The following is a 1,688-nucleotide window of genomic DNA, read 5'->3' on the forward strand; positions in this document are numbered from 1 at the left end:
AAAAAAAACGCGCTTTTCTCTTGACAGTTTTTGCGGAAAGCGCTATATTCCCTTTTACCGCTCTCAAAAAGGGCGGAGTTCTTTGGAAACAGCAGGGAAGGGAAGAAAACGGTAAGGAGCGGAAGCCGGAGAAATCCGGCGTCATTTATCCTATCAATTTTCATTAATCAATAATTTTTGACAGGGTTCATTTATTTTCACGAGAATTCTTAGGCCTTCGGGCCTTGGATACAATCGCGGAGAGTTTGATCCTGGCTCAGAACGAACGCTGGCGGCGCGTCTTAAGCATGCAAGTCGAGCGGGATCCGGGAGCTTGCTCCCGGTGAGAGCGGCGGACTGGCGAGGAACGCGTGGGCGACGCGCCCTCCGGAGGGGGACAGCCCGTGGAAACACGGGGTAATACCCCATGGCATGGGAGGCTTGGAGGCCTTCCATCAAAGGAGCTTCGGCTCCGCCGGGGGAGCGGCCCGCGACCCATCAGCTAGTTGGCGGGGCAAGGGCCCACCAAGGCTACGACGGGTATCCGGCCTGAGAGGGCGAACGGACGCATTGGGACTGAGATACGGCCCAGACTCCTACGGGAGGCAGCAGCTAAGAATATTCCGCAATGGGCGAAAGCCTGACGGAGCGACGCCGCGTGCGCGATGGAGGCCGGAAGGTTGTAAAGCGCTTTTATGGCGGAGGAAGAAGCGGGGGAGGAAACGCCCCCGCGGCGACGGTACGCCATGAATAAGGGGCGGCTAATTACGTGCCAGCAGCCGCGGTAACACGTAAGCCCCGAGCGTTGTTCGGAATTATTGGGCGTAAAGGGCGCGCAGGCGGCCGAGCAAGTCTGGGGTGAAATCCCGGGGCCCAACCCCGGAACTGCCTTGGAAACTGCTTGGCTGGAGTCGCCGAAGGGAAGCCGGAATTCCTGGTGTAGGGGTGAAATCTGTAGATATCAGGAAGAACACCGATGGCGAAGGCAGGCTTCCGGCGGACGACTGACGCTGAGGCGCGAAGGCGCGGGGAGCAAACAGGATTAGATACCCTGGTAGTCCGCGCAGTCAACGATGCACACCGGGCGTCCGGACATGAGTCTGGGTGCCGTAGCGAACGCGTTAAGTGTGCCGCCTGGGGAGTATGCCCGCAAGGGTGAAACTCAAAGGAATTGACGGGGGCCCGCACAAGCGGTGGAGCATGTGGTTTAATTCGATGGTACGCGAGGAACCTTACCTGGGTTTGACATACAAAGGAATTATTTAGAGATAAGTAAGCGCAGCAATGCGCCTTTGAACAGGTGCTGCATGGCTGTCGTCAGCTCGTGCCGTGAGGTGTTGGGTTAAGTCCCGCAACGAGCGCAACCCCTACTGCCAGTTACCAACAGGTAAAGCTGGGAACTCTGGCGGAACTGCCGGTGACAAACCGGAGGAAGGTGGGGATGACGTCAAGTCATCATGGCCCTTATGTCCAGGGCTACACACGTGCTACAATGGCAGGTACAGAGTGAAGCGAAGCAGTGATGTGGAGCAAAACGCATAAAGCCTGCCGTAGTTCGGATAGGAGTCTGAAACCCGACTCCTTGAAGTTGGAATCGCTAGTAATCGCACATCAGCACGGTGCGGTGAATACGTTCCCGGGCCTTGTACACACCGCCCGTCACACCATCCGAGTGGGGGGTACCCGAAGTCGTGAGTCTAACCGCAAGG

Annotated in this window: 1 rRNA gene; it reads left to right on the forward strand. The window is 57.5% G+C overall.

The annotated features are described in order from the left end of the window. Nucleotides 1-233: 233 nt before the first annotated feature. Nucleotides 234-1,688: ribosomal RNA gene (locus ACJMNB_RS05785) — 16S ribosomal RNA — on the forward strand; the annotation flags it as partial.

It is taken from the genome of Fibrobacter sp. (genome assembly GCF_045131395.1).
Lineage (GTDB): Bacteria > Fibrobacterota > Fibrobacteria > Fibrobacterales > Fibrobacteraceae > Fibrobacter.